This is a genomic window from Ruegeria sp. SCSIO 43209 (assembly GCF_019904295.1).
Classification (GTDB): domain Bacteria; phylum Pseudomonadota; class Alphaproteobacteria; order Rhodobacterales; family Rhodobacteraceae; genus Ruegeria.
In genome coordinates, this window is record NZ_CP065359.1 from 2,909,480 (window position 1) to 2,928,968 (window position 19,489).

Annotated in this window: 20 protein-coding genes; 10 read left to right on the plus strand and 10 right to left on the minus strand. The window is 57.3% G+C overall.

Annotated elements, in window-relative coordinates; all coding sequences use genetic code 11:
- The first annotated feature begins 57 nt into the window (after positions 1 to 57).
- The 5 genes from I5192_RS14570 to lpxK all read left to right on the plus strand — a co-directional run bounded on the left by I5192_RS14570 (position 58) and on the right by lpxK (position 6,057).
- Positions 58 to 1,581 carry a DUF2125 domain-containing protein gene (locus tag I5192_RS14570; RefSeq protein WP_170398911.1) on the plus strand — a complete coding sequence of 508 codons (1,524 nt, stop codon included), beginning with the start codon at positions 58 to 60 and terminating at the stop codon, positions 1,579 to 1,581.
- A 125-nt stretch (positions 1,582 to 1,706) separates the two neighbouring features.
- On the plus strand, positions 1,707 to 3,053 hold the full coding sequence (locus I5192_RS14575) for a TldD/PmbA family protein (protein ID WP_223117140.1): 1,347 nt from the start codon (positions 1,707 to 1,709) through the stop codon (positions 3,051 to 3,053).
- Positions 3,040 to 3,840, plus strand: a complete 801-nt coding sequence (locus I5192_RS14580) for a 3'(2'),5'-bisphosphate nucleotidase CysQ (RefSeq protein ID WP_223117141.1) — start codon at positions 3,040 to 3,042, stop codon at positions 3,838 to 3,840. Before I5192_RS14575 ends, I5192_RS14580 begins: the two co-directional genes overlap by 14 nt.
- The gene (locus tag I5192_RS14585; protein ID WP_223117142.1) at positions 3,837 to 5,072 is read left to right on the plus strand and encodes a 3-deoxy-D-manno-octulosonic acid transferase; all 1,236 of its coding nucleotides are present in this window, start codon (positions 3,837 to 3,839) and stop codon (positions 5,070 to 5,072) included. The genes I5192_RS14580 and I5192_RS14585 overlap by 4 nt, the downstream gene beginning before the upstream one ends.
- The gene (gene lpxK, locus I5192_RS14590; protein WP_223117143.1) at positions 5,059 to 6,057 is read left to right on the plus strand and encodes a tetraacyldisaccharide 4'-kinase; all 999 of its coding nucleotides are present in this window, start codon (positions 5,059 to 5,061) and stop codon (positions 6,055 to 6,057) included. Before I5192_RS14585 ends, lpxK begins: the two co-directional genes overlap by 14 nt.
- A gap of 38 nt (positions 6,058 to 6,095) precedes the next feature.
- Here lpxK and I5192_RS14595 read toward each other — a convergent pair whose 3' ends face one another.
- Both I5192_RS14595 and I5192_RS14600 read right to left on the minus strand, forming a co-directional pair.
- Positions 6,096 to 6,761 (minus strand): DsbA family protein, encoded by a 666-nt coding sequence (locus tag I5192_RS14595; protein WP_170406731.1) that lies wholly within the window; start codon positions 6,759 to 6,761, stop codon positions 6,096 to 6,098.
- 14 nt (positions 6,762 to 6,775) lie between these two features.
- Complete coding sequence (locus tag I5192_RS14600; RefSeq protein ID WP_170398930.1) at positions 6,776 to 7,282, minus strand: DUF721 domain-containing protein; 507 nt, start codon at positions 7,280 to 7,282, stop codon at positions 6,776 to 6,778.
- Between the two features lie 81 nt (positions 7,283 to 7,363).
- Here I5192_RS14600 and mutY point away from each other — a divergent pair, with 81 nt between their 5' ends.
- Both mutY and I5192_RS14610 read left to right on the plus strand, forming a co-directional pair.
- Positions 7,364 to 8,419: an A/G-specific adenine glycosylase gene (mutY, locus tag I5192_RS14605; RefSeq protein WP_255611933.1), complete on the plus strand. Its 1,056-nt coding sequence runs from the start codon at positions 7,364 to 7,366 to the stop codon at positions 8,417 to 8,419.
- Between the two features lie 59 nt (positions 8,420 to 8,478).
- Positions 8,479 to 9,615, plus strand: a complete 1,137-nt coding sequence (locus I5192_RS14610; protein WP_223117144.1) for an alkane 1-monooxygenase — start codon at positions 8,479 to 8,481, stop codon at positions 9,613 to 9,615.
- A 74-nt stretch (positions 9,616 to 9,689) separates the two neighbouring features.
- Here the strand turns inward: I5192_RS14610 and I5192_RS14615 are convergent, their stop codons facing one another.
- From I5192_RS14615 to I5192_RS14630, 4 genes are all read right to left on the minus strand, one after another.
- Positions 9,690 to 11,072, minus strand: coding sequence for an adenylate/guanylate cyclase domain-containing protein (locus tag I5192_RS14615; protein ID WP_170425881.1), 1,383 nt, complete (start codon positions 11,070 to 11,072; stop codon positions 9,690 to 9,692).
- Between the two features lie 132 nt (positions 11,073 to 11,204).
- The gene (locus tag I5192_RS14620; protein WP_223117145.1) at positions 11,205 to 12,308 is read right to left on the minus strand and encodes a site-specific DNA-methyltransferase; all 1,104 of its coding nucleotides are present in this window, start codon (positions 12,306 to 12,308) and stop codon (positions 11,205 to 11,207) included.
- 105 nt (positions 12,309 to 12,413) lie between these two features.
- Positions 12,414 to 13,031, minus strand: coding sequence for a ribonuclease HII (locus I5192_RS14625; protein ID WP_223117146.1), 618 nt, complete (start codon positions 13,029 to 13,031; stop codon positions 12,414 to 12,416).
- A 109-nt stretch (positions 13,032 to 13,140) separates the two neighbouring features.
- The gene (locus tag I5192_RS14630; RefSeq protein ID WP_223117147.1) at positions 13,141 to 13,620 is read right to left on the minus strand and encodes a hypothetical protein; all 480 of its coding nucleotides are present in this window, start codon (positions 13,618 to 13,620) and stop codon (positions 13,141 to 13,143) included.
- Between the two features lie 175 nt (positions 13,621 to 13,795).
- On the opposite strand from I5192_RS14630, the gene I5192_RS14635 reads away from it, so the two are divergent.
- The 3 genes from I5192_RS14635 (at position 13,796) to I5192_RS14645 (ending at position 16,406) form a co-directional block, all read left to right on the plus strand.
- On the plus strand, positions 13,796 to 14,083 hold the full coding sequence (locus tag I5192_RS14635) for a hypothetical protein (protein WP_170398948.1): 288 nt from the start codon (positions 13,796 to 13,798) through the stop codon (positions 14,081 to 14,083).
- Complete coding sequence (locus tag I5192_RS14640) at positions 14,055 to 14,756, plus strand: helix-turn-helix domain-containing protein (RefSeq protein WP_170398951.1); 702 nt, start codon at positions 14,055 to 14,057, stop codon at positions 14,754 to 14,756. Before I5192_RS14635 ends, I5192_RS14640 begins: the two co-directional genes overlap by 29 nt.
- A 90-nt stretch (positions 14,757 to 14,846) precedes the next feature.
- Positions 14,847 to 16,406, plus strand: coding sequence for a DUF427 domain-containing protein (locus I5192_RS14645; RefSeq protein WP_223117148.1), 1,560 nt, complete (start codon positions 14,847 to 14,849; stop codon positions 16,404 to 16,406).
- A gap of 119 nt (positions 16,407 to 16,525) precedes the next feature.
- Here the strand turns inward: I5192_RS14645 and I5192_RS14650 are convergent, their stop codons facing one another.
- The 4 genes from I5192_RS14650 to I5192_RS14665 all read right to left on the minus strand — a co-directional run bounded on the left by I5192_RS14650 (position 16,526) and on the right by I5192_RS14665 (position 19,390).
- Positions 16,526 to 17,323, minus strand: coding sequence for a DUF1217 domain-containing protein (locus I5192_RS14650; RefSeq protein WP_223117149.1), 798 nt, complete (start codon positions 17,321 to 17,323; stop codon positions 16,526 to 16,528).
- On the minus strand, positions 17,320 to 17,721 hold the full coding sequence (gene flbT, locus I5192_RS14655) for a flagellar biosynthesis repressor FlbT (RefSeq protein ID WP_170398959.1): 402 nt from the start codon (positions 17,719 to 17,721) through the stop codon (positions 17,320 to 17,322). Before flbT ends, I5192_RS14650 begins: the two co-directional genes overlap by 4 nt.
- The gene (gene flaF, locus I5192_RS14660; RefSeq protein ID WP_223117150.1) at positions 17,721 to 18,095 is read right to left on the minus strand and encodes a flagellar biosynthesis regulator FlaF; all 375 of its coding nucleotides are present in this window, start codon (positions 18,093 to 18,095) and stop codon (positions 17,721 to 17,723) included. The genes flbT and flaF overlap by 1 nt, the downstream gene beginning before the upstream one ends.
- A gap of 77 nt (positions 18,096 to 18,172) precedes the next feature.
- Complete coding sequence (locus I5192_RS14665) at positions 18,173 to 19,390, minus strand: flagellin (protein ID WP_170406757.1); 1,218 nt, start codon at positions 19,388 to 19,390, stop codon at positions 18,173 to 18,175.
- Positions 19,391 to 19,489 lie beyond the last annotated feature (99 nt).

Sequence of the window (19,489 nt, forward strand, 5' to 3'; positions counted from 1 at the left end):
GACGCTGGCCGCTACAGGCACGACCATGCCGGCAAATTGATCAAGAAGGGTTCTCTTATGACTGTTTTCCTTCGCCGTAGCTGCGGTGCAGCTTTGGCCTATGCTGTTGCAACCAACGGCGCCTTTGCAGATGTTACCGCCAATGATGTCTGGGCCGATTGGCAGGCTTATCTGGGCGGCATGGGCTATGACGTCACTGGCGATCAGAGCGTTTCCGGCAACGTCACCACCATCGCGAACATGACGATGGCCATGGCCATTCCGGACACCGAAGGCACCTTCGACATGGTCATCCCCGAGATGACGTTGACCGAAAATGGCGACGGTACAGTCAATATCGGCTTTCCTGCCAGCTTCCCGATGACAATTTCGGGTGAAGCCGAGGGCGAGACATTTTCGGCTGATCTGATGTACGCTCACGACGCCTTGGAAATGGTCGTTTCGGGTACCCCCGAAAACATGACATATGACTATACGGCGAACAGCCTGACACTGTCGATGGACTCGATGGAGTTTGATGGCGAAACCGTATCCAGCGACATGTTTGCCTTGAACGTTCAGATGAACGAAATCGCAGGCACATCGCAGATGCAGATCGGCGAGATGCGCGATATCGCGCAGCAGTTCACGGCCAGCAGCCTGTCCTATGATGTGGCCTTCAACGAGCCCGAAAGTGAAGACACGGGCCGGATCAGCGGTAAATTAGATGGTTTGAAATTTGATGGCGATACAATCATTCCACCCGGTATGGATGTCGCCAACATTGAAGACATCTACAAGGCCGGGTTCGCCGCTTCAGGTACATTCACATACGCCTCGGGCAGCACCGAAATGGCAGGCACTGCCGAGGGTGAGCCATTCTCGCTCAGCAGCAGTTCCGAAGGAGGCAGCTTTACCGGCAGCATCGATGCACAGCGCCTTGTCTACGATCTTGCGCAGAACAGCACCAAACTAGCCGTCACCACGTCGGATCTGCCTTTTCCAATCGAAATCGCGATGGCAAATGCAGGACTGAAATTCGAGCTTCCGGTGCAGGCCTCGGAAGAAATCCAGCCATTTGGGTTTGGCATGAACCTGACGGATTTCACCATGTCCGACGTATTGTGGAGCATGTTCGACCCTGCTAGTGCGCTGCCGCGCGATCCGGCGACCATCGCGTTGGATGCAACCGGCACCGCCAAAGTTCTGGTCGATTTCATGGACCCGGAAGCCGTCGAAGAGCTTGAGACATCTGATATCGTTCCGGGCGAACTGCATTCGCTGAAGATCAACAAGCTTCTCGTATCATTGGTCGGAGCCCAATTGAGCGGTGATGGCGACTTTGCGTTCGACAACTCCAACACGGAAGAGTTTGATGGCCTGCCTGCCCCGTCAGGTGTTGCCAACTTGAAACTTGTTGGGGCCAACGCTCTGCTGGACAAGCTGATCGGCATGGGCTTTGTGTCGGAAAACGACGCGCTGGGCGCGCGTATGATGATGGGTCTGATGGCTGTTCCGGGTGAAGAACCGGACACGTTGAACTCGAAAATCGAGTTTACCGAGGATGGACAGATCCTGGCCAACGGTCAGCGTATCAAGTGACAAACAAATTGGGAAAGGCCGCTGCGCTGGCCTTTCCCGCCCGAGGCACATAAAGCCAGTGGGCTGCAGGCCTTGCGGGACAGACTATCCGAGGCTAGGTCCAGAACAACAAGACCGGAGGCCTCATGACGCGAACACCTCAAACAATCAGTGAAGAGCTGCTGAATGCAGCCCGCAAGGCAGGTGCCGAGGCAGCGGATGCCATAGTAATTGATGGCTCATCCGTTTCTGTGGAAGTACGTAGTGGTGCATTGGAACATGCCGAACGCTCGGAAGCGACCGATCTAGGGCTGCGGGTCTTCCTTGGCAAACAGCAGGCAATCGTATCCAGTTCGGATAGTCGCCCCGATACGCTTGCCGCGATGGCCGAGCGCGCCGTGGCCATGGCACGGGAAGCGCCCGAAGATCCGTTCACCGGCTTGGCCGCGCCTGACCAATTGGTCGCCGACTGTAATATCGACGCGCTGGAGCTGTTTGACCCAGCCCCTGAACCCGGCGCTGAAGCTCTGATGCAGGATGCGCTGGCGGCAGAGGCAGCAGCGCTGGACGTTGCGGGAGTCTCACAGGTGTCCGACGCTGCGGCCGCCTATGGTACCCACCGGGTCCATCTTGCCGCAACAAACGGCTTTTCGGATGGCTACATGCGCAGCAGCCGTTCAACCTCATGCGTCGCCATTTCCGGCGAAGGGACGGGAATGGAGCGTGACTATGACGGTGACAGCCGGACTTTTCAGTCTGACCTGCGCAGCCCCGCCGAGATTGGTCGCACGGCTGGTGAACGTGCGGTTCAGATCGTGGGAGCACGCAAGCCCCAGACCGGCAGTTTTCCGGTGGTGTTCGACGAACGGATTTCATCATCCCTGATCGGCCATCTGCTGGCCGCCAGCAATGGCGCGGCGATAGCCCGCGGGGCCTCGTGGCTGAAGGAAAGCCTTGGGCAACAGGTTCTACCGGCACATTTGTCTTTGATTGAAGACCCGCATCGCCCGCGCATTTCGGGCTCGCGCCCGTTCGATGCCGAAGGGCTGGCAACACGGCGCAGGGCGATCGTTGAAGATGGCGTACTGACCGGCTGGACGTTAGACCTGTCCAGCGCCCGCAAATTGGGAATGACCTCGACCGGCAACGCAGCGCGCGGCGTATCCGGGCCGCCGTCGCCCAGCAACTGGAACCTGAGCCTGACGCAAGGCGAGAAGACCCGCGCCGAGTTGTTGCGCGACATGGGTACCGGGCTTTTGGTCACTTCGATGATCGGATCGACCATCAATCCGAATACCGGCGACTATTCACGCGGCGCTTCGGGATTTTGGGTTGAGAACGGCGAGATCACCCATCCCGTCAACGAGTGTACCATCGCTGGCAATCTTCGCGACATGCTGATGCGAATCATTCCGGCAAACGATGCGCGGCCTTACCTATCGCGCGTTGTACCCTCGCTGTTGATCGAAGGGATGACACTTGCCGGCAACTGACCTGCCCCTGCTGATCGACGCTGCGCTTGAGGCCGGAAAGATCGCCACGCGCTATTCGGGTCCTGATGCCCAGCGCTGGGATAAACCCGAAGGCGCAGGCCCGGTGACCGAGGCCGATCTGGCCGTCAACGCGATGCTAGAACGTGATCTGCAGGCGGCCCGCCCGGATTATGGCTGGCTGAGTGAAGAGACCGAGGATTCCCCCGACCGTCTGGCCCGTGATCGAGTCTTTGTCATTGATCCTATCGACGGCACCCGCAGTTTTGCCGAGGGGTCGCGCACATGGGCCCATTCGCTGGCCGTAACCGAGAACGGTGAGGTCACGGCAGCCGTCATCTACCTGCCCTTACGTGATCTGCTTTATGCGGCTGCAAAAGGGCAAGGTGCAACGTTGAATGGCACTGCCATCCAAGTTTCAGGTCAAGCACACCTGCCCGAAGCCGAGATTTTGGCGGCAAAACCCAATCTAGATCCGCGCCACTGGCAATCCGGTGCTGCCCCTGACTTTCGCCGTGTATACCGCCCGTCCCTGGCTTACCGGATGGCGCTGGTTGCGCAGGGACGGTTTGACGGGATGCTGACGTTGCGACCCAGTTGGGAATGGGATATCGCCGCCGGAGATCTGATCCTGCGCGAGGCAGGCGGGCTCTGTACCGATCGTTTGGGGCAACCTCTGCGCTTCAACAATACCCACCCGCGCCTGAACGGCGTGGTGGCGGCAGGTTCAGCGGTGCATTCGGACCTTCAGGCCCGGCTTGACCCGAATGGGGCCGGAATTCCGGCATGAGCAAGCCGCGATCTCTGAGCCTTGCGGCCTATCGGGTCCTGTCCTGGGGCGTCCCGCAAAGCACGGGCCACCCCGAGATTGCGCGCCCGGAAGGTGAACTTCTGTGGGTCCATGTCAGTACACCCGATCGGTTGCGGGCCGTCGACAATATTTGCCGTCGGCTGCTGTCTGTGCGACCGGGACTTTCGCTGTTGCTGACCGCCCCACCCGATGTTGATCTGAAGGACTGGGAAGATTGCGATACCCCGATCACAATGCTGCCCGCCGAACATACCGGCGCGGCGCGCACGTTCTTGGATCACTGGCGCCCTGATATGGGGCTGTGGTTTGGCGGTGGGCTGATGCCCAATGTCATAACACGCGCACAGGAGCGGGGCATTCCGCTAATTTTGCTTGAGGCTGTGGTCGACGTGAAAACCGCAAGGGGTGGACGTTGGCTACCTGATATCACGCGATACACGCTGGATTGCTTTTCAGCGATACTTGCGCCCAATGATGACAGCGCACGCCAAATCCGACGCCTGGGAGTGAACTCGGCAAAAATCTCGGTCGCGCCACCACTTCATATCAGCCCCAACCCAGAGCCCTGGCCCGAAGATGAATTGATCGAAACCACTCACACAATGGCCGGGCGCCCGGTTTGGCTGGCCGCATGGGTTCAGGACAAGGAATTCATCTCGGTTCTGACGGCCCATCGTCAGGCCTTGCGGATGCTGCCACGTCTGGCTTTGGTCCTGCATGTGGCGGATATGTCCGAGTCAGCGCCCTTGTTTAAACGCCTCGAAGCGATGGACCTTCGATGCGCCAACTGGGATGAAGGCCATCCAATCGAAGACACCACACAAGTGATTCTAACAGCCGAGCCCGAGGATCTGGGCCTTTGGCATCGTGTATCCGCAGTTACCTTCATGGGAAGTTCACTGGAACGCGGGGCGCGGGGGCACGACCCTCTGACCGCAGTCGCCTTGGGATCTGCGGTAATCCATGGGCCTCATGTCAGCAAGCATCGCAGTCTCTATGACAGATTGGGGCAGGCAAAAGCCGCGTTGAAGATACGAACCGCAACAGAGTTGGGCGATGGCGTTGTCGAATTGTTGGCACCTGACCGCACAGCAGACATGGCATTGGCCGGATGGCGGATTGTCACCGAAGGGGCTCCACAGGCGGACCAACTGATCGATATGGTACAGGATACACTGGACCGGCGAGGGCGTGACGATGCGGGCACCTGACTTCTGGAACTCAGCCCCTGATCGGTTGGATCTGCGCGCCAGGCTGTTGGCGCCACTTGGTCGCCTCTATGCCGCTGCAACCGCCCGTCGCGTGGCGAGCGGGCAAGGCATCTCGCCGGGCGTACCGGTTATCTGCGTTGGCAACCTGAATGCCGGTGGCACAGGGAAGACACCGACGGTGATCTGGGTTTTGGAATATTTGAGGGATACCTGGCATCAACCTCATGTCGTGACCAAAGGCCATGGTGGCTCGCTGGAAGGCCCGGTGCAGGTCGACCCGCGCAAACACACAGCGGCTCAGGTCGGGGACGAACCCCTGTTGCTCGCCGCGTTTGCCGAGGTCTGGGTCGCCAAAGATCGTGCAGCGGGCGCGCAGGCAGCCGCAGCGGCAGGGGCAACCGCGATCGTGCTGGACGACGGTTTTCAGAACCCCGCAGTTGCCAAGGATTTTTCGATCATCGTAGTGGATGCGCAGCGCGGATTTGGCAATGGCCTTTGCCTGCCTGCCGGTCCACTGCGAGAGCCCGTGGCCGTTGGATTGAAACGTGCCGATCTCGTGTTGTCGCTTGGGGACGCCGCAGCGCAGTCAACATTTTCAGAAAGATGGGAACCTGCCCTGACGGTCCCACACGCCACCGGCGAGGTGTGTCCGCTCCAAACCGGAATGGACTGGAACAATACACCCGTTCTGGCCTTTGCGGGCATAGGCTATCCGGACAAGTTCTTTGGAACTCTGCGACAGCAAGGCGCTAAACTGCTGCGGGCCGAGGCACTGGATGATCACCAACTACTGACTTCAGCACTGATGGCGCGGCTTGAGAACGAGGCCAAAGCACTGGGCGCGCAACTGGTGACAACCGAGAAAGACGCCGTGCGCCTGCCCGCCACTTTCCGCAGCAAAGTTCTGACCCTACCGGTTCGGTTGCAAATCAATCAGGATGACAAAGTCAAAGAGTTGTTGGCGAAGGCCGCGCCTTCACCTTAGGCAGATGGCCAGCCCAAAACAGGCTGACCATTCAGGATTTAGCTGCCAAGCTCGGCTTCGATCAGCGTCTTGAAGTCGTCATAAGGCTGATTTTCAACCTTCTTCCCATTCACGACGAAAGTAGGCGTCGCCTGAATTCCATCGCGTTCGGCATTTTCCTGATACCAGGCCACCAGTGTCTGCGCGCGGGTACCGTCCTGCAGGCAAGCCTCAAGCTGATCATTGTCTATGCCAGCGAGACGCCCGATCTTGCGCAGTTCATCAACGATTTCGGCAGGACCTCCGGCACGGGTCCATTCCGACTGGCCTTCATACAGCAGGTCGGTGATGCCAAAGAACTTGTCAGGTCCTGCACAGCGCGCGACCATCGAGGCCCACAGGCCATAGCGGTCGAAATACACCTCGCGGTAAGTGAACTTTACCTTGCCGGTATCGATGAAGTCCTTTTTGAGCTGCTTGTACGCGCCCTGATGGAAATTCGCGCAGTGCGGGCAGGTGTACGATGCATATTCGATGATCTCGACTGGCGCGTCTTCGGCCCCCTGCACCATCTCGACGATAGTCGAGGTGTCCAAATCCGCCTCTTGCGCCTCAGCAGCACCAACAAGCGGGTTCGAAGGGATCGTGTTACTCGACGTTGTCAGCCAATAGCCGCCAGCGGCCACGGCGACAGCCGCACATATTACGGTTGCAATCCGGCTCATTCATCAGCCCTTTCTTAGCGTTTCTGTCTGGATAAAACGTTGCGGCCCAAACGTTCAAGGGCCGCGCGCAAATCTTCATCATCAACCGCGCGCGACACATTGTCGGCCTCAGCTGCGATTTCTGGTGAAACAACCGGTTTCGTCTGTTTCGGTTTGTGATCGAAACTCGCCTGCCCCTCAGCAAATCCGGTAGGCGCGGTCTGGGTGATACGCACCCGATTGATCGCGTTGTAACCATAGACCGCATTCACTTTGTCGCGCAGCTGTTCTTTCTGCATCTCCAGCATTGGCGCCTGCGGCCCGGTGGTCAGCACCGTCAGTGTCGCGCCAAAGCCACCCTTGGCGTATCCCACATTCACCGGCCGGGCGATCGACGCGATGTCCTGGCCCACAATCTCGGCCCAATGGGTCAAAAGGCGCGAGACGGCAAATCCCCGGCTTTCCCCGGCCTGCCTGATCCGGTCGTTCAGCAAAGTGGCGGTGCGCTTGAACCCGCGGGTCGAGGAACGTCTGCGTTGCATCTGGTTTCCAACTCCTGCGCCGCTATTGTAATAGGCTGATACCCGGACGCCAGTGAAACCCGACAGAGAGTTACATAAAACTTGCGTGACTGCACCGAATCTGACCTGAGCAATACGCTGCTGGATTGGTACGACCGCCACGCACGTGAAATGCCTTGGCGTATTGGCCCGGCAGCGCGTGCCGCAGGCGTAGCACCAGACCCCTACCGCGTCTGGCTATCCGAAGTGATGCTGCAACAAACGACCGTTGCCGCTGTTCGCGACTATTTTGTTCGTTTCACCACGCGCTGGCCAACCGTCGAAGCCCTTGCCAATGCGCAAGATGATCAGGTCATGGGGGAATGGGCTGGCCTGGGCTATTACGCCCGCGCCCGCAACCTTCTGAAATGCGCGCGGGTGGTTGCGTCCGCGCATGACGGGCAGTTTCCCAACAATTACGATGCACTACTGGAACTGCCGGGCATTGGCCCCTATACGGCGGCGGCCATAGCAGCCATCGCATTTGATCGACCCGAAACTGTCCTGGACGGCAATGTCGAACGGGTCATGGCAAGGCTCTATGATATTCACGAACCCCTGCCCGCCTCAAAACCCCTGTTAAAGAAAAAAGCCGCGGCATTGACCCCGCAGCACCGGCCTGGAGATTACGCGCAGGCTGTCATGGATTTGGGTGCAACGATCTGTACTCCAAAATCTCCGACTTGCGGTATTTGCCCCCTACATGCGGCCTGTCTGGCGCGGAAGGCGGGGACGCAGGTGGAACTGCCGCAAAAAACGCCCAAGAAGCCCAAACCCACCCGGCTGGGCCACATCTACATCGCCCAACGCGGAGATGGTGCCCTGCTGTTGGAACGCCGCCCCGATAAGGGTTTGCTGGGCGGAATGTTGGGCTGGCCTGGCTCGGACTGGTCCGAAACACCGCTGGAAAGCCCTCCGTTCCCGGCGCGATGGCACGAAATCCCCGGTGAAGTGAGACACACCTTCACCCACTTTCACCTGATCCTGCGTATTTGGACAACCGAATTGCCAGACGGTTGCGATCCGAACGGTCTGACTGTCATGGACAAACACCAATTCAGGCCCAGCGACCTGCCCACGGTTATGCGCAAGGCTTTTGACCTCTGGCGCGGCCAATAGACTGCTGGGCAAAGCCCAGTGCGCGGTCTACGGTGCCGCCAACGTTTCGGAGCCTCAACATGATCGCATCTGACACCCTGTCCCGCTGGCAATCCGCCCTTCCCTTTTGGGTCTCATACCTCCTGATCCCACTGATCTGGATGACCACCACTGCAGGCGGATGGTGGGTCCTGCTGGTACCGCTTTCGACATGGTGGGTCTTTGCGGTGCTTGACCGGCTGACCGGCCTAAACCTTGAAAACGCCGACCCGGATACGCCAGATGCGGGGCTGCAATGGTATATCTGGCTGACCAAAGCCTGGGCACCGGTGCAATTCCTCACGCTCTATGGGCTGATCTGGTACACTACCCGAGCCGTAGATATGAGCTCGGTCGAAAAAATCGGCGTGTTCTTCGGCATGGGCGTCCTTTCCGGAACGATCGGGATCAACTACAGCCACGAGCTGATGCATCAGAAAGGCAAACTGGAACGCTGGCTGGGCGATTTCCTGTTGTCGATGGTCCTTTATTCCCATTTCCGGTCCGAGCACCTGCTGGTTCACCACCGCTACGTCGGAACTCCGCGCGATCCGGTAACCGCGCGCTACAACGAAGGTTTCCACCGGTTCTATCCGCGCGTTCTGCGCCAAAGCCTCATCTCAGCCTTTCGCGCCGAGCGGGAAAAACTGGCCCGCAAAGACCGCCCGTGGACCGACCCGGCAAACCCGTTCTGGCGCTATTGGGGCCTGCAAGGAGCCATGCTGTTGCTAGCATTTCTGATCGGCGGATGGGCAGGGCTAGGCCTGTTTTTGGTACAGGCCGGCACCGCGATCTGGCAGCTTGAACTCGTCAACTATGTCGAACATTACGGGCTGACGCGCAAATATCTGGGCGATGGCAAGTACGAGCATGTGCACCCGCGCCATTCCTGGAACGCGTCACAAAAGGCTTCAAACTGGCTGTTGATCAACCTGCAACGCCACTCGGATCACCACTACAAGCCCAACCGCCGCTTCCCATTGCTGCAACACCATACGCAGGACGCAGCGCCGCAACTGCCTCATGGATATCCGGTCATGACCCTTGCCGCGATGATTCCGCCCTTGTGGCGGCGTATCATGAATCCGAGGGTCCGCGCTTGGCGGCGTCAATACTATCCCGAAATCACCAACTGGAAGCCTTACAACAAAGCGCACAACCCTGCCCCTCGCACCTGACTGCAGCGCGCTGCCCGGCCCAACGGGAAGGATCGCATCTTAGATGCGGTGCTGACAGGCGGGAGCCCTGGTTGCTACAGCACCCAGACATCCATCGGGGCTGTAACACCGCGAACAGGCTGGTCCGAGTACTGTGCAAACCCGGTCATCATGTCTTGCGCATTTGGCGTCTCGCTTAGGGCCTGAGACCGCAATGCATCACTGACAATGATGCGCGCTTGAAAATCGCGCGTCAGGGCCTCTAGCTTCGCGGCAACATTCACCGCATCGCCGATCACTGCAAATTCCAGCCGGTTTGCACCGATATCCCCCAGTACGACCGAGCCATAATGAACCCCGACCCCGATCTGAATCTCTGGCTCACCCGCGCGCTTGCGCTCCAAATTCCAACGGTCGATCATCTCGACCATGGACCGCGCGCACGCCAGTGCATTGCTTGCATCCAGCTCTCCGGGTACGGGGGTTCCAAACGTGGCCATCAGCCCATCGCCCAAGTATTTGTCGAGTGTTCCGTGATGGCGAAACACCTCGGTCTCCATTCGGGCGTGGAAACCACGCAAAACTTCAATAACCTCATATGGATCACGGCCAGCCGAAAACTTGGTGAAGCCAACGATGTCGATAAATAGAACCGCGATATCCTCTTTGCGGACCTGCTTCAGAGGTTCGTCGTTCTGGCTCAGCTCATCCACCACATTCGGCGAAAAGTATCGAGACAGATTAGCACGTTCACGTTCAAGCCCAGCATTGGACATCAGCAAGCGATTGAGGCGGCGCATCGACACCCCAAGCGTCACTGCGACCATGACAAAAACGATCACCTGCTGGATGCGTAGGGTTGGCATGAAACTGTTGGGATCCATGAACTCGGCCACATCCGGGTAGCCTGACAAAGCCTCGGCCACACGCTCGCTAATCCCGGGGATCGGGGTGGCGACCCACCAAGCGATCACCCATCCAGCCGTCCACATCATCGCCGTCCACGAACCGATCGCAATGACAGTGCGCCAAGAATAGGCAAGCGTCCCTGCTGCTAGGATAATGAAGAAATATTGAAAATTGTCGAACCGATACTGCATCGCCAGTGGTCGCACATCGTCGCTGAACGGGTTGGGCACAATCATCCCCAGCGTCATGATCAGCAGATCGACGAAGATCAAAAGCAACTCGGTCCGGGATTGCCCCACACGACCCGCGCGTTGGATCAGCCAACCATTGGCGCAGATCAGAAGCAGGATGAAATGGTACCATAGGACCTCCCACTGGGGATTCAGATAGATCAGCAAAAGCCCGGTCAACGCCATCGCGATCCAGCGTGCACGAACGGCCAGTTCAAGCCCCTCTCGCTTGTGTCGTTCCAGTGCTGCCTCAGTATATTTGTTGTCCAGATCGAAGTTGTCCGGTTGCGTAACAAAGAACCGGCTAAGGCGGGATTGACTGGCGGTGGTCTCGGTCATTGCCTTTATCTCCCAAAAGGGCTGTCAGGGGCTGCCCTATGCAATCATCTCACAGGCAAAAACAAAAGACCCCGCCGGTAACGGCGGGGCAAGGCGTAGTGCCTTGTGTCAGGCCACAGGCACCGGCGGTATTCAGTTATGCAATTCGGCCCTAATCTGCTGACGCAACACGTCGATGGGCACGGTTTTGCCATCGCGTTTGAAGCACCAATAGGTCCAGCCGTTACAAGACGGTGCATTTTCCAGATGCGCGCCAACCTGATGGATCGAACCTTTGACGTTCTGCCCTACCAGAGTCCCGTCGGCGCGGACCTTGGCCTTGTGGCGTTGGTTCATCGAATACAGTTCCTCACCCGGGCGCAGCATGCCGCGTTCGACCAATTGGCCGAAGGGCACGCGCGGCTCAGCGCGCTTGCTAGCGCTGACTTCCAACGCTTCGCGGTCAAACTTACGGACCTTTGAAATACGCTTTTCAGCCACCTTGCGATAACTTTCTTCGCGCTCAATCCCAATGAACTCACGCCCCAGCATTTTCGCTACAGCACCTGTGGTGCCCGTGCCAAAGAACGGATCCAGCACCACGTCACCGGGATTGGTCGAACCAATCAACACGCGATGCAGCAGTGATTCCGGTTTCTGCGTCGGATGCGCCTTATCGCCGTTTTCATCCTTGAGCCGTTCATGCCCGGTGCAGATCGGCAGAACCCAGTCGCTGCGCATCTGCACACCTTCGTTAAGGGCCTTCAGCGCCTCATAGTTGAAGGTGTATTTCGCGCCTTCGCGCTTGGAGGCCCAGATCATCGTCTCATGCGCGTTGGTAAATCGCTTGCCGCGGAAATTCGGCATCGGGTTCGACTTGCGCCAGACAACGTCGTTCAGAATCCAATAACCCGCGTCCTGCAGGGCCGACCCCACACGGAAGATATTGTGATACGAGCCAATCACCCAGATCGCGCCATTGGGTTTCAGCAAACGATGCGCCGCTTTCAGCCAGTCGCGGGTAAACTGGTCATACGCCCCAAAACTGGAAAACTGATCCCAATGGTCATCGACCGCATCCACCTGCGAGTTATCAGGCCGGTGCAACTGACCTTTCAGCTGCAAGTTATATGGGGGGTCCGCAAAAATCAGGTCAACCGACGCCTCGGGCAGACTGTTCATCGCCTCGATGCAGTCGCCGGATAGAATCGTGTTTAAAGGGAGCGCGGCTGCGCCCTTTGTCTTGATTGTGGTCATATCACTGCCTCAGTTCCACGGCGCTTTTGCGCTCATTTGGTTGAGACAAGGATGAGTCAAAGATGATTCGCCGTCAATTTCTTTTTTGAATCAGCGACTTACGATTTACTCTTGATACAAGATATTGTGGACTGGTTTGAACGAACGTCTATGGTGTGGGGTCACGCCAAGATTTTGCAACGCCTCGCGGTGCCGTTTTGTCGGATATCCGGCATTCGCCTCCCACCCATAGCCGGGATGCTGTTGCGCCAAATCCACCATCAGCTGATCACGCCAGATTTTTGCAATGATCGACGCTGCCGAAATCGACACCGACCGTGCGTCGCCCTTCACCACCGCCTGCGAGGGTAATTTCATACCGCGCGGGATCATGTTGCCATCAATCAGCAAGAAATCCGGAGCCGGGTCCAGCGCAGCTACCGCGCGTACCATCGCCAGATGCGAGGCGCGCAGGATGTTATGCTCATCGATCTCTGCAACCGTGGCTTCGGCCACCGCGACCTCTGCCCGGTCGCGCAATATCTCATCCAAACCGCCGCGACGCTTGGCCGTCAGTTTTTTTGAATCGTTCAACCCAGCGGGAATGTCATCCGGGTTCAAAATAACCGCTGCGGCTACAACCGGGCCGGCCAGCGGACCGCGCCCAACCTCATCCACCCCGGCAATTCGGGTATATCCGCGTGCCAGCAAAGCCCGTTCGAGTTCATAATCAGGTGTCATCATACCCTTGGCAAATCGCGTTTCGTAGCGCTTCGCAAGAAAAAAGAGAGGGCAGCTTGCGCCACCCTCTCCCGCGCGGCGCTTCTATGGCGCCACTCCTGCTCGAAACCTGTTACTGGTAAACGACACGGTATCCTTTCTGGCGCAGGCAGGCGGGTTCGTATGCCCGTTTTACCTTTTTACCATTCCAGAAACCAACCTTGCATTGGTGTGGCAGGCTATCGGCATGTTTATAGTACTTCTTCAGGCAATTCGGCCCAAGCAGCGGACGCTTGTTCGAATAGGCATTGAACGTGCGCAGGCAACGCTGTGGTAGGTCATAACGGGCCACGCGCTTTGGCAACGGGCGTACAGCATGTTTTTTCTTGGCCTTCTTCGCCTTGGCTGCGGCCTGCTTGTGACGCTTGCGGCGCTCTGCCTCTTCGTCGCGCTTTTTCTCCTGATGATAGTGGTTGACCGCAGCACCTATGAGCGCGATCGCAGCCAATCCGCCGAGAATATCTCGGGTATCTGCCGCCCGTGCCTGCGACGCTGAGATCCCCGTAATGGCGACGGCGGTTGCTATGATCAGAGCGATAAATTTCCGGTGCATGATGCGTGTCCTTTCGGATAATGGGCAGGCCGGTTACCGACCGCGAATTTGATAACCTGACACTGCGACCACCCCGTTCAGACAAGCAATAACGGCATACTGTTATTCAATATCAGCACCACAAACCCCCTGAGGTTATTGAATATCCACCCAACCCATGCGCAGGATGCAGCCCATGAAACAGATCCTCTCTTCTCTGGCTCTGACGGCCCTGATATCGGTTGGGTCGCAAGCCATCGCGGCAGATTGCTATGCCGACTACAAGGCCAAGCAGGACAATCCCTTACGCCTGCACTATGGCGTCATGCAGGTCTCAAGCTGCGATAAAGGCTCGGCCCGGAAAGAAGTCGCCAAGCGGCTGAAATCAAACGGCTGGACCCTGCTGAACGTGATGACCGTTTTCGAGGCGGGTGGATTGGATCAAAGGAAGGCCAATGCCGGAAAATACTATCTCCGTTACTGAGGCGCGTCGTTCGGGGGTTCGGCTGGTTGGTCTGGGGATTGCGGCAATCGTCGCGATCCTGGTGACTGCAGCGGTTTTCCTGTTCTGGACGCTACCGGACGCAAATGCCTTCAACGCGCGGGTTGAACGGCTGTTTGTCGAGGCTGACCTGACCTCGCAATCGGAAATCCGTCTGCTCGAGATTCTGGCGCAATCGGGCACCGCCTTTGCCGATACGCTATCCAGCTATCGAATGGTCATCTTCGTGCTGTTGGTCTTTGCCAGCGCCATGCTGATCACCGCACTTGTTTTTCTGGTCATGCTGGTTCTACTGAACCGCCGCATGGCCCAGATTGAACGGACGGGGATCCAGGTAACATCCCTGCTGATCAGCCGTGAAGAGAATACCGTTTATCTCAACAACATGGATTTTAAGTTGACCCCCGCCGCGATGGAAACGCTTTCAGTTCTGGCTGAATCCCGGCTTGATGACGAGGTCCTGTCGGGTGCCCAGATCGAAGCGATGATCTCGGGCAGAAACGCTGCAGATTGCGATGAGGCCGCTGGGGCAACCCGGATCAAACGCCTGCGCGACGCCTTGGGAAATCAGATGGTCAGTGAGCTGCTGGTGAAGAACATCGCCAAGAAGGGCTATATGCTGTCGATTGAGAAAGACGTCATTCAAATGGTCTGAGGATGCCATTGCGGTAAAATCTACGTGCGCATCTTGGAATTCTCGCCCTCAAGACCCATGATATAAGGGCTTGGCCAAGGGAGGTTGCAGATGAACGTCCATGCCACACCGAATGTCAAAGGCTATGGGATATCCGTTGAGCCGCTGCAGGGACGGATCGCGATCTACCGTGGTGATATACTCCTGGCCGAAAGCCACAACGCCAAAGTCATGTACGAAACGCGGCTACCTCCCGCGATCTATGTTCCGCGCGAAGACCTGTGCGTCGAACTCGGCCCTGAGACCGAATTGCAGACGTTCTGCCCCTTCAAGGGTACCGCAACCTATCACGACATTAGCCTACCGGAAGAGCGCCTTACGAACTCGATTTGGGCTTATGAAGACGCCTTCCCTGAAAGCGCGGCCATTCAGGGCCATATTGGATTCATGCCGGATACCGCGACGCGGATCGACCTCGGCGACAACCAACTGCGTCAACCCGACGATGGCAATATCAGCGGCCCCCTGATCGATTGGCTGATGCGCGGTGCGTCCGAAATTAACACTCCTGATGCCTTTACAAAAACGCTGGCTGAGAAAATGCTGGAACATGGCATCGCTATTCAACGCCTAAGCATTCTGGTCTGGTCGCTGCATCCGCTGATCGCAGGCAAACACTATATCTGGGAGAAAGACTCGGCTGAGATTTCGACCCACACTCCGACCTATGAAATTCATGATCACCCTGCCTTTACCAACAGCCCCCTGCGTCACGTTTCAAACGGGTTGGGTGGTGTCCGGCAGCGCCTGAACAACGACAATCCGCATAACAGCTTTCCGATCATCGAAGACCTGCGCGCAAAAGGGGCCACCGATTACGTTGCCATGCCACTGCCTTTCTCGGATGGGCGAACGAATGTCCTGACACTGACTTGCGATCATCCCGATGGGTTCACGACTGAGAATCTGGGCCTGGTTTTTGAATGCTCTACCGTCATCGCGCGGTTCTACGAGGTCTTCATGCAGCGCGAAAACGCGCAGGTTCTGCTGGAAACCTATGTAGGCAAGCGCAGCGGTGCGCGCGTTCTGGGGGGCGAGATTCGCCGCGGTGATGGCGATGACATAGATGCGGCGATCATGTTTTGCGATCTTCGAAATTCAACCGCATTGGAAGAAAAACTGGGGCGTGATGACTATATCGAGCTACTGAATGCGTTTTTTGAGACAGTTTCAGGGATCGTGCACGACCATGACGGAGAAGTTCTGAAATTCATCGGCGACGCTGTTCTTGCCGTCTTCCCGGCGGGTGACGATGCCGCCAAAGCCCGATCCAGCGCGCAGCTTTCGGCAACTGAGATCGTCGAAAAACTGGGTGAATTGCGCAGTGACGGAAGTGATCATGATTTCGACTGCTCGATTGGTGTCGCCTATGGCCGCGTCACCTATGGCAATGTGGGCTCACGCGAACGGTTGGACTTTACCGTGATCGGTCAGGCCGCCAATGTCGCTGCCAGATTGGGCGAATATGGCAAAACCGTCGGACATAGAATTGTTGTCTCGCAAGATATCGAACCTGTTTGCAAACAGGCGATCCCTTTAGGGGCGATCAAGCTGCACAACGTCTCGCAACCGATCAAATCATTTGCCCTGCAAACCTCAGCCGATGCCTGATTTGACAGTTTACTTCGCAAGAGTTGAACCTCAAATTGTGCCACTCACTATCTCGGATCGGTCAACCTATGGCCTTGCGCGAGAAACCGTACACACCGTGTCTGGTTGACATCAATGGTTCAAAAACCACCGCCCAGCAGGATCAGAGCCGTCTGCGCAGGTGAGATCGTCTGTTGGATTTGATTGATCTGATTGCGGGCCAGATACGTGTCGGTCAGTTTGTCGATTGCCTCACCTTCAGTGAACTGCGCCAAATCGGATGACCCTGTAACGCGCTGCAATCGATCTTTGAACACCTCAAGCTGCTTGTCGATATCCAGTTGCGCAAATGCTGAAGGCAGCCCCAATGCCGTTTCCATCATGCGGCGCAAGGGAGGCAGCCCCATCAGATCAAACCACCTTCTGTCCTCACTGCCACCCTGGCCAGCCAGATCGCGCAAAGCATGCTGGGTGTACAACGCGATACGCATCGATTCATCTGCTTCACCAACCGAGATTTCAAATCGCGCAATCAAGTTGTCGTCAGCGATCTTTTCCATGGCGTCCACCAATCCGGTCTTGCGCACATCGCCGGGACCAAGTCCAAAGGCATTGGCAAAATCACGGTACCTGCCGTCGGCCAGCCTGTTCGCAAGCGCATCGTCAGCCTGCGTTCCATCGGACAAGATTTTTTGGACAAAATACCGATTGTCGAGATCACTTTCCAAGCCAAACGCACCCAATGCCACCCGCAACAACCGTCGGTCCGAAACCAGATCCTCGGCCGTCTGGACCTTGCCGATATTGTCTAGAAAATACCTTGAGTCCCGTTCATTGATCCCCGAGGCAGAATAGCTTTGAAGCTGCGCATCATAGGTACGCTGCAAAAAGCGCCAGCCAACCAGACCACCTGAAGGTATGACCGGCTGGAAGGTCACTGCTGATACGCCATCAGACGTTCTTCGCGCGGCAACAGTGAACGCAAGGCCTTTAAACACTTATAGTATTGCTCTGCCACCAATGCTTCAGTTGCGTTGGCAAGGACCCGGCGACTGTCGGCATCCGTGAAAACCTGGCTCAGCTCTTCCACGCGCCGCAGAAGTTGCTGGCGCGCCTGCTCAGGTTCGGTATCGCCTGACAGAACCAACTGCGCGGCATAGCAGACACGGCGTACCGGCGTGTTGACCTCTTCCGGGTGAATGGCATCGCGCAGGCGCAGGACATTTGCCTGAGGTGTCATGATCGAAAACCGACTGCGTCGATCCCCGTTTTCGATTACAACACCATTGATCAGAACCCGTTCCTTTGGGGCAAGTTTCAGGACCAGACCCCCCATCAGTTGCCCCTCATTTGACGTAGCCCGCGCAACACGGCCATGTTGATCTCAAGCAGCGGCTCAACGGTCGCCTTGTTCGCCAGCACCTGGCTGCTGTGTTGTTCGATAAACTCAGCCAAATAGAAAATCCGCGCCCGCAGATTGCTCGGCAGCCCGTTATCCGCATCCGCCACATCGGTTGCCAGCACAGTCCACAGCCGGCGATTTTCGTGCAAGGCTTGAACGAACCCTCCGAAATCAGCCGCTTTCCGCGTGGAAGCAGCCTTCAACCGATGTGTAATCCTGGAAATCGCCTCATACTCTGTATCCCGAGGTGTTCGCGTCGGTGCAGCAGATTGCGCATAAGCGCGGTGAGCAAGCGTTTGCGGTGTCACTTGAAATCCTTCCAATTGTCCTTCAGCGGGCGATTAAGTCCGGGGCACAGCGTGCGTGCCCCGGATCAGTTCCAAAGTTAGCGGAACAGCGACAGGATGGACTGTGGCGCCTGGTTCGCGATCGATAGCGATTGGGTTGCCAGCTGTTGCTGGACCTGTAACGCTTGCAGTCGCGCCGAGGTTTCTTCCATGTCAGCGTCAACCAACGAGCCGATACCGGATTTAAACGAGTCAGACAGGTTCGAGATGAACTCTTTCTGGGTCTCGATCCGACCCTGCGCCGAACCAAAGGCCGCCGAGGCATCAATCGCAGTATCGATGAGGCCTTCGATCGCACCAAGCGCTGCGGATGCGCCGGCAGAAGTCGACACATCAATCGAGGCCAGAGCGCCTAGACCGCCAGAGTTGGCGTTGGCATATTGACCGCTGATCTGCAGCGAATCTGACCCTTCGTTGGTGATATCGAGCTGTGCAGCATTCGTACCCGGATCATAGACGACCGAAACATTGGCATCCGAAGCTTCGATGGCAGCTTTCAGCCCCGCAGCGATGATCTCTTCGGGCGCGTTGCCTGCGGCGATATCCTCAGCCCGGACTGTATAAGACGCGACATCGTCGCCCAGTCGGACCGTGAAAGTATCACCAGCGGACAATGTGCCCGGATCAGCGATCACGATGCTTCCATCATCATCGCTTCCGCCGTTTCCATCCAACGAAAATCCGAATGCGTCGGCCGTATCCGCAGTGACCCCGTCAGTTCCAGTGAACACGTCGGCAGCAGTGTAACCACCTGTCGACAGGTTTTGCGCCGATACGCTAATGGAAGACGCTGTCACGTTGCCTGCATTGTCTCGATCCAAAGAGGACAGAATGCTTGCGCCAGCCCCACCGTTCACCAGATTGAGGCCATTGAACTGGGCAGCGCCGACAACCGATTCGATCTGATCCCTAAGCGCGGCCACATCGGTGTTGATCTTAGCACGATCAACGTTGTCTTCTTGCGCCGCAACGATCTTGCCTTTCATCTGGTTCAGCAGATCCGTCACAGTTTCTGAGGCGTTTCGAGCAACTGCGACAGTGGATTCACCCAAGGCCAGGCTGTCCTTGATCGCATTGAAGCCGTTGACGTCTGATTCCATCACCTTTGAGATGGCCCAGACAGCCGAGTTATCCTTGGCTGTAGCCACATCCTTGCCGGTCGAGATCGCGTTTTGCGTCTGTGCGAGGTTCTTGTTGACCGATTTGAGAGTTTGCAGCGCAACCATTGCGCCATTGTTCGTCAGAATGCTGGACATATTTGTCATCCTCTTAGCGTTCGGGCGCGTTTGACGCCCATGTTGGACCCACCAAACCGGCAGGCATTCTGTCGTTCTGACCTGTGCGTCGTGCCTTGT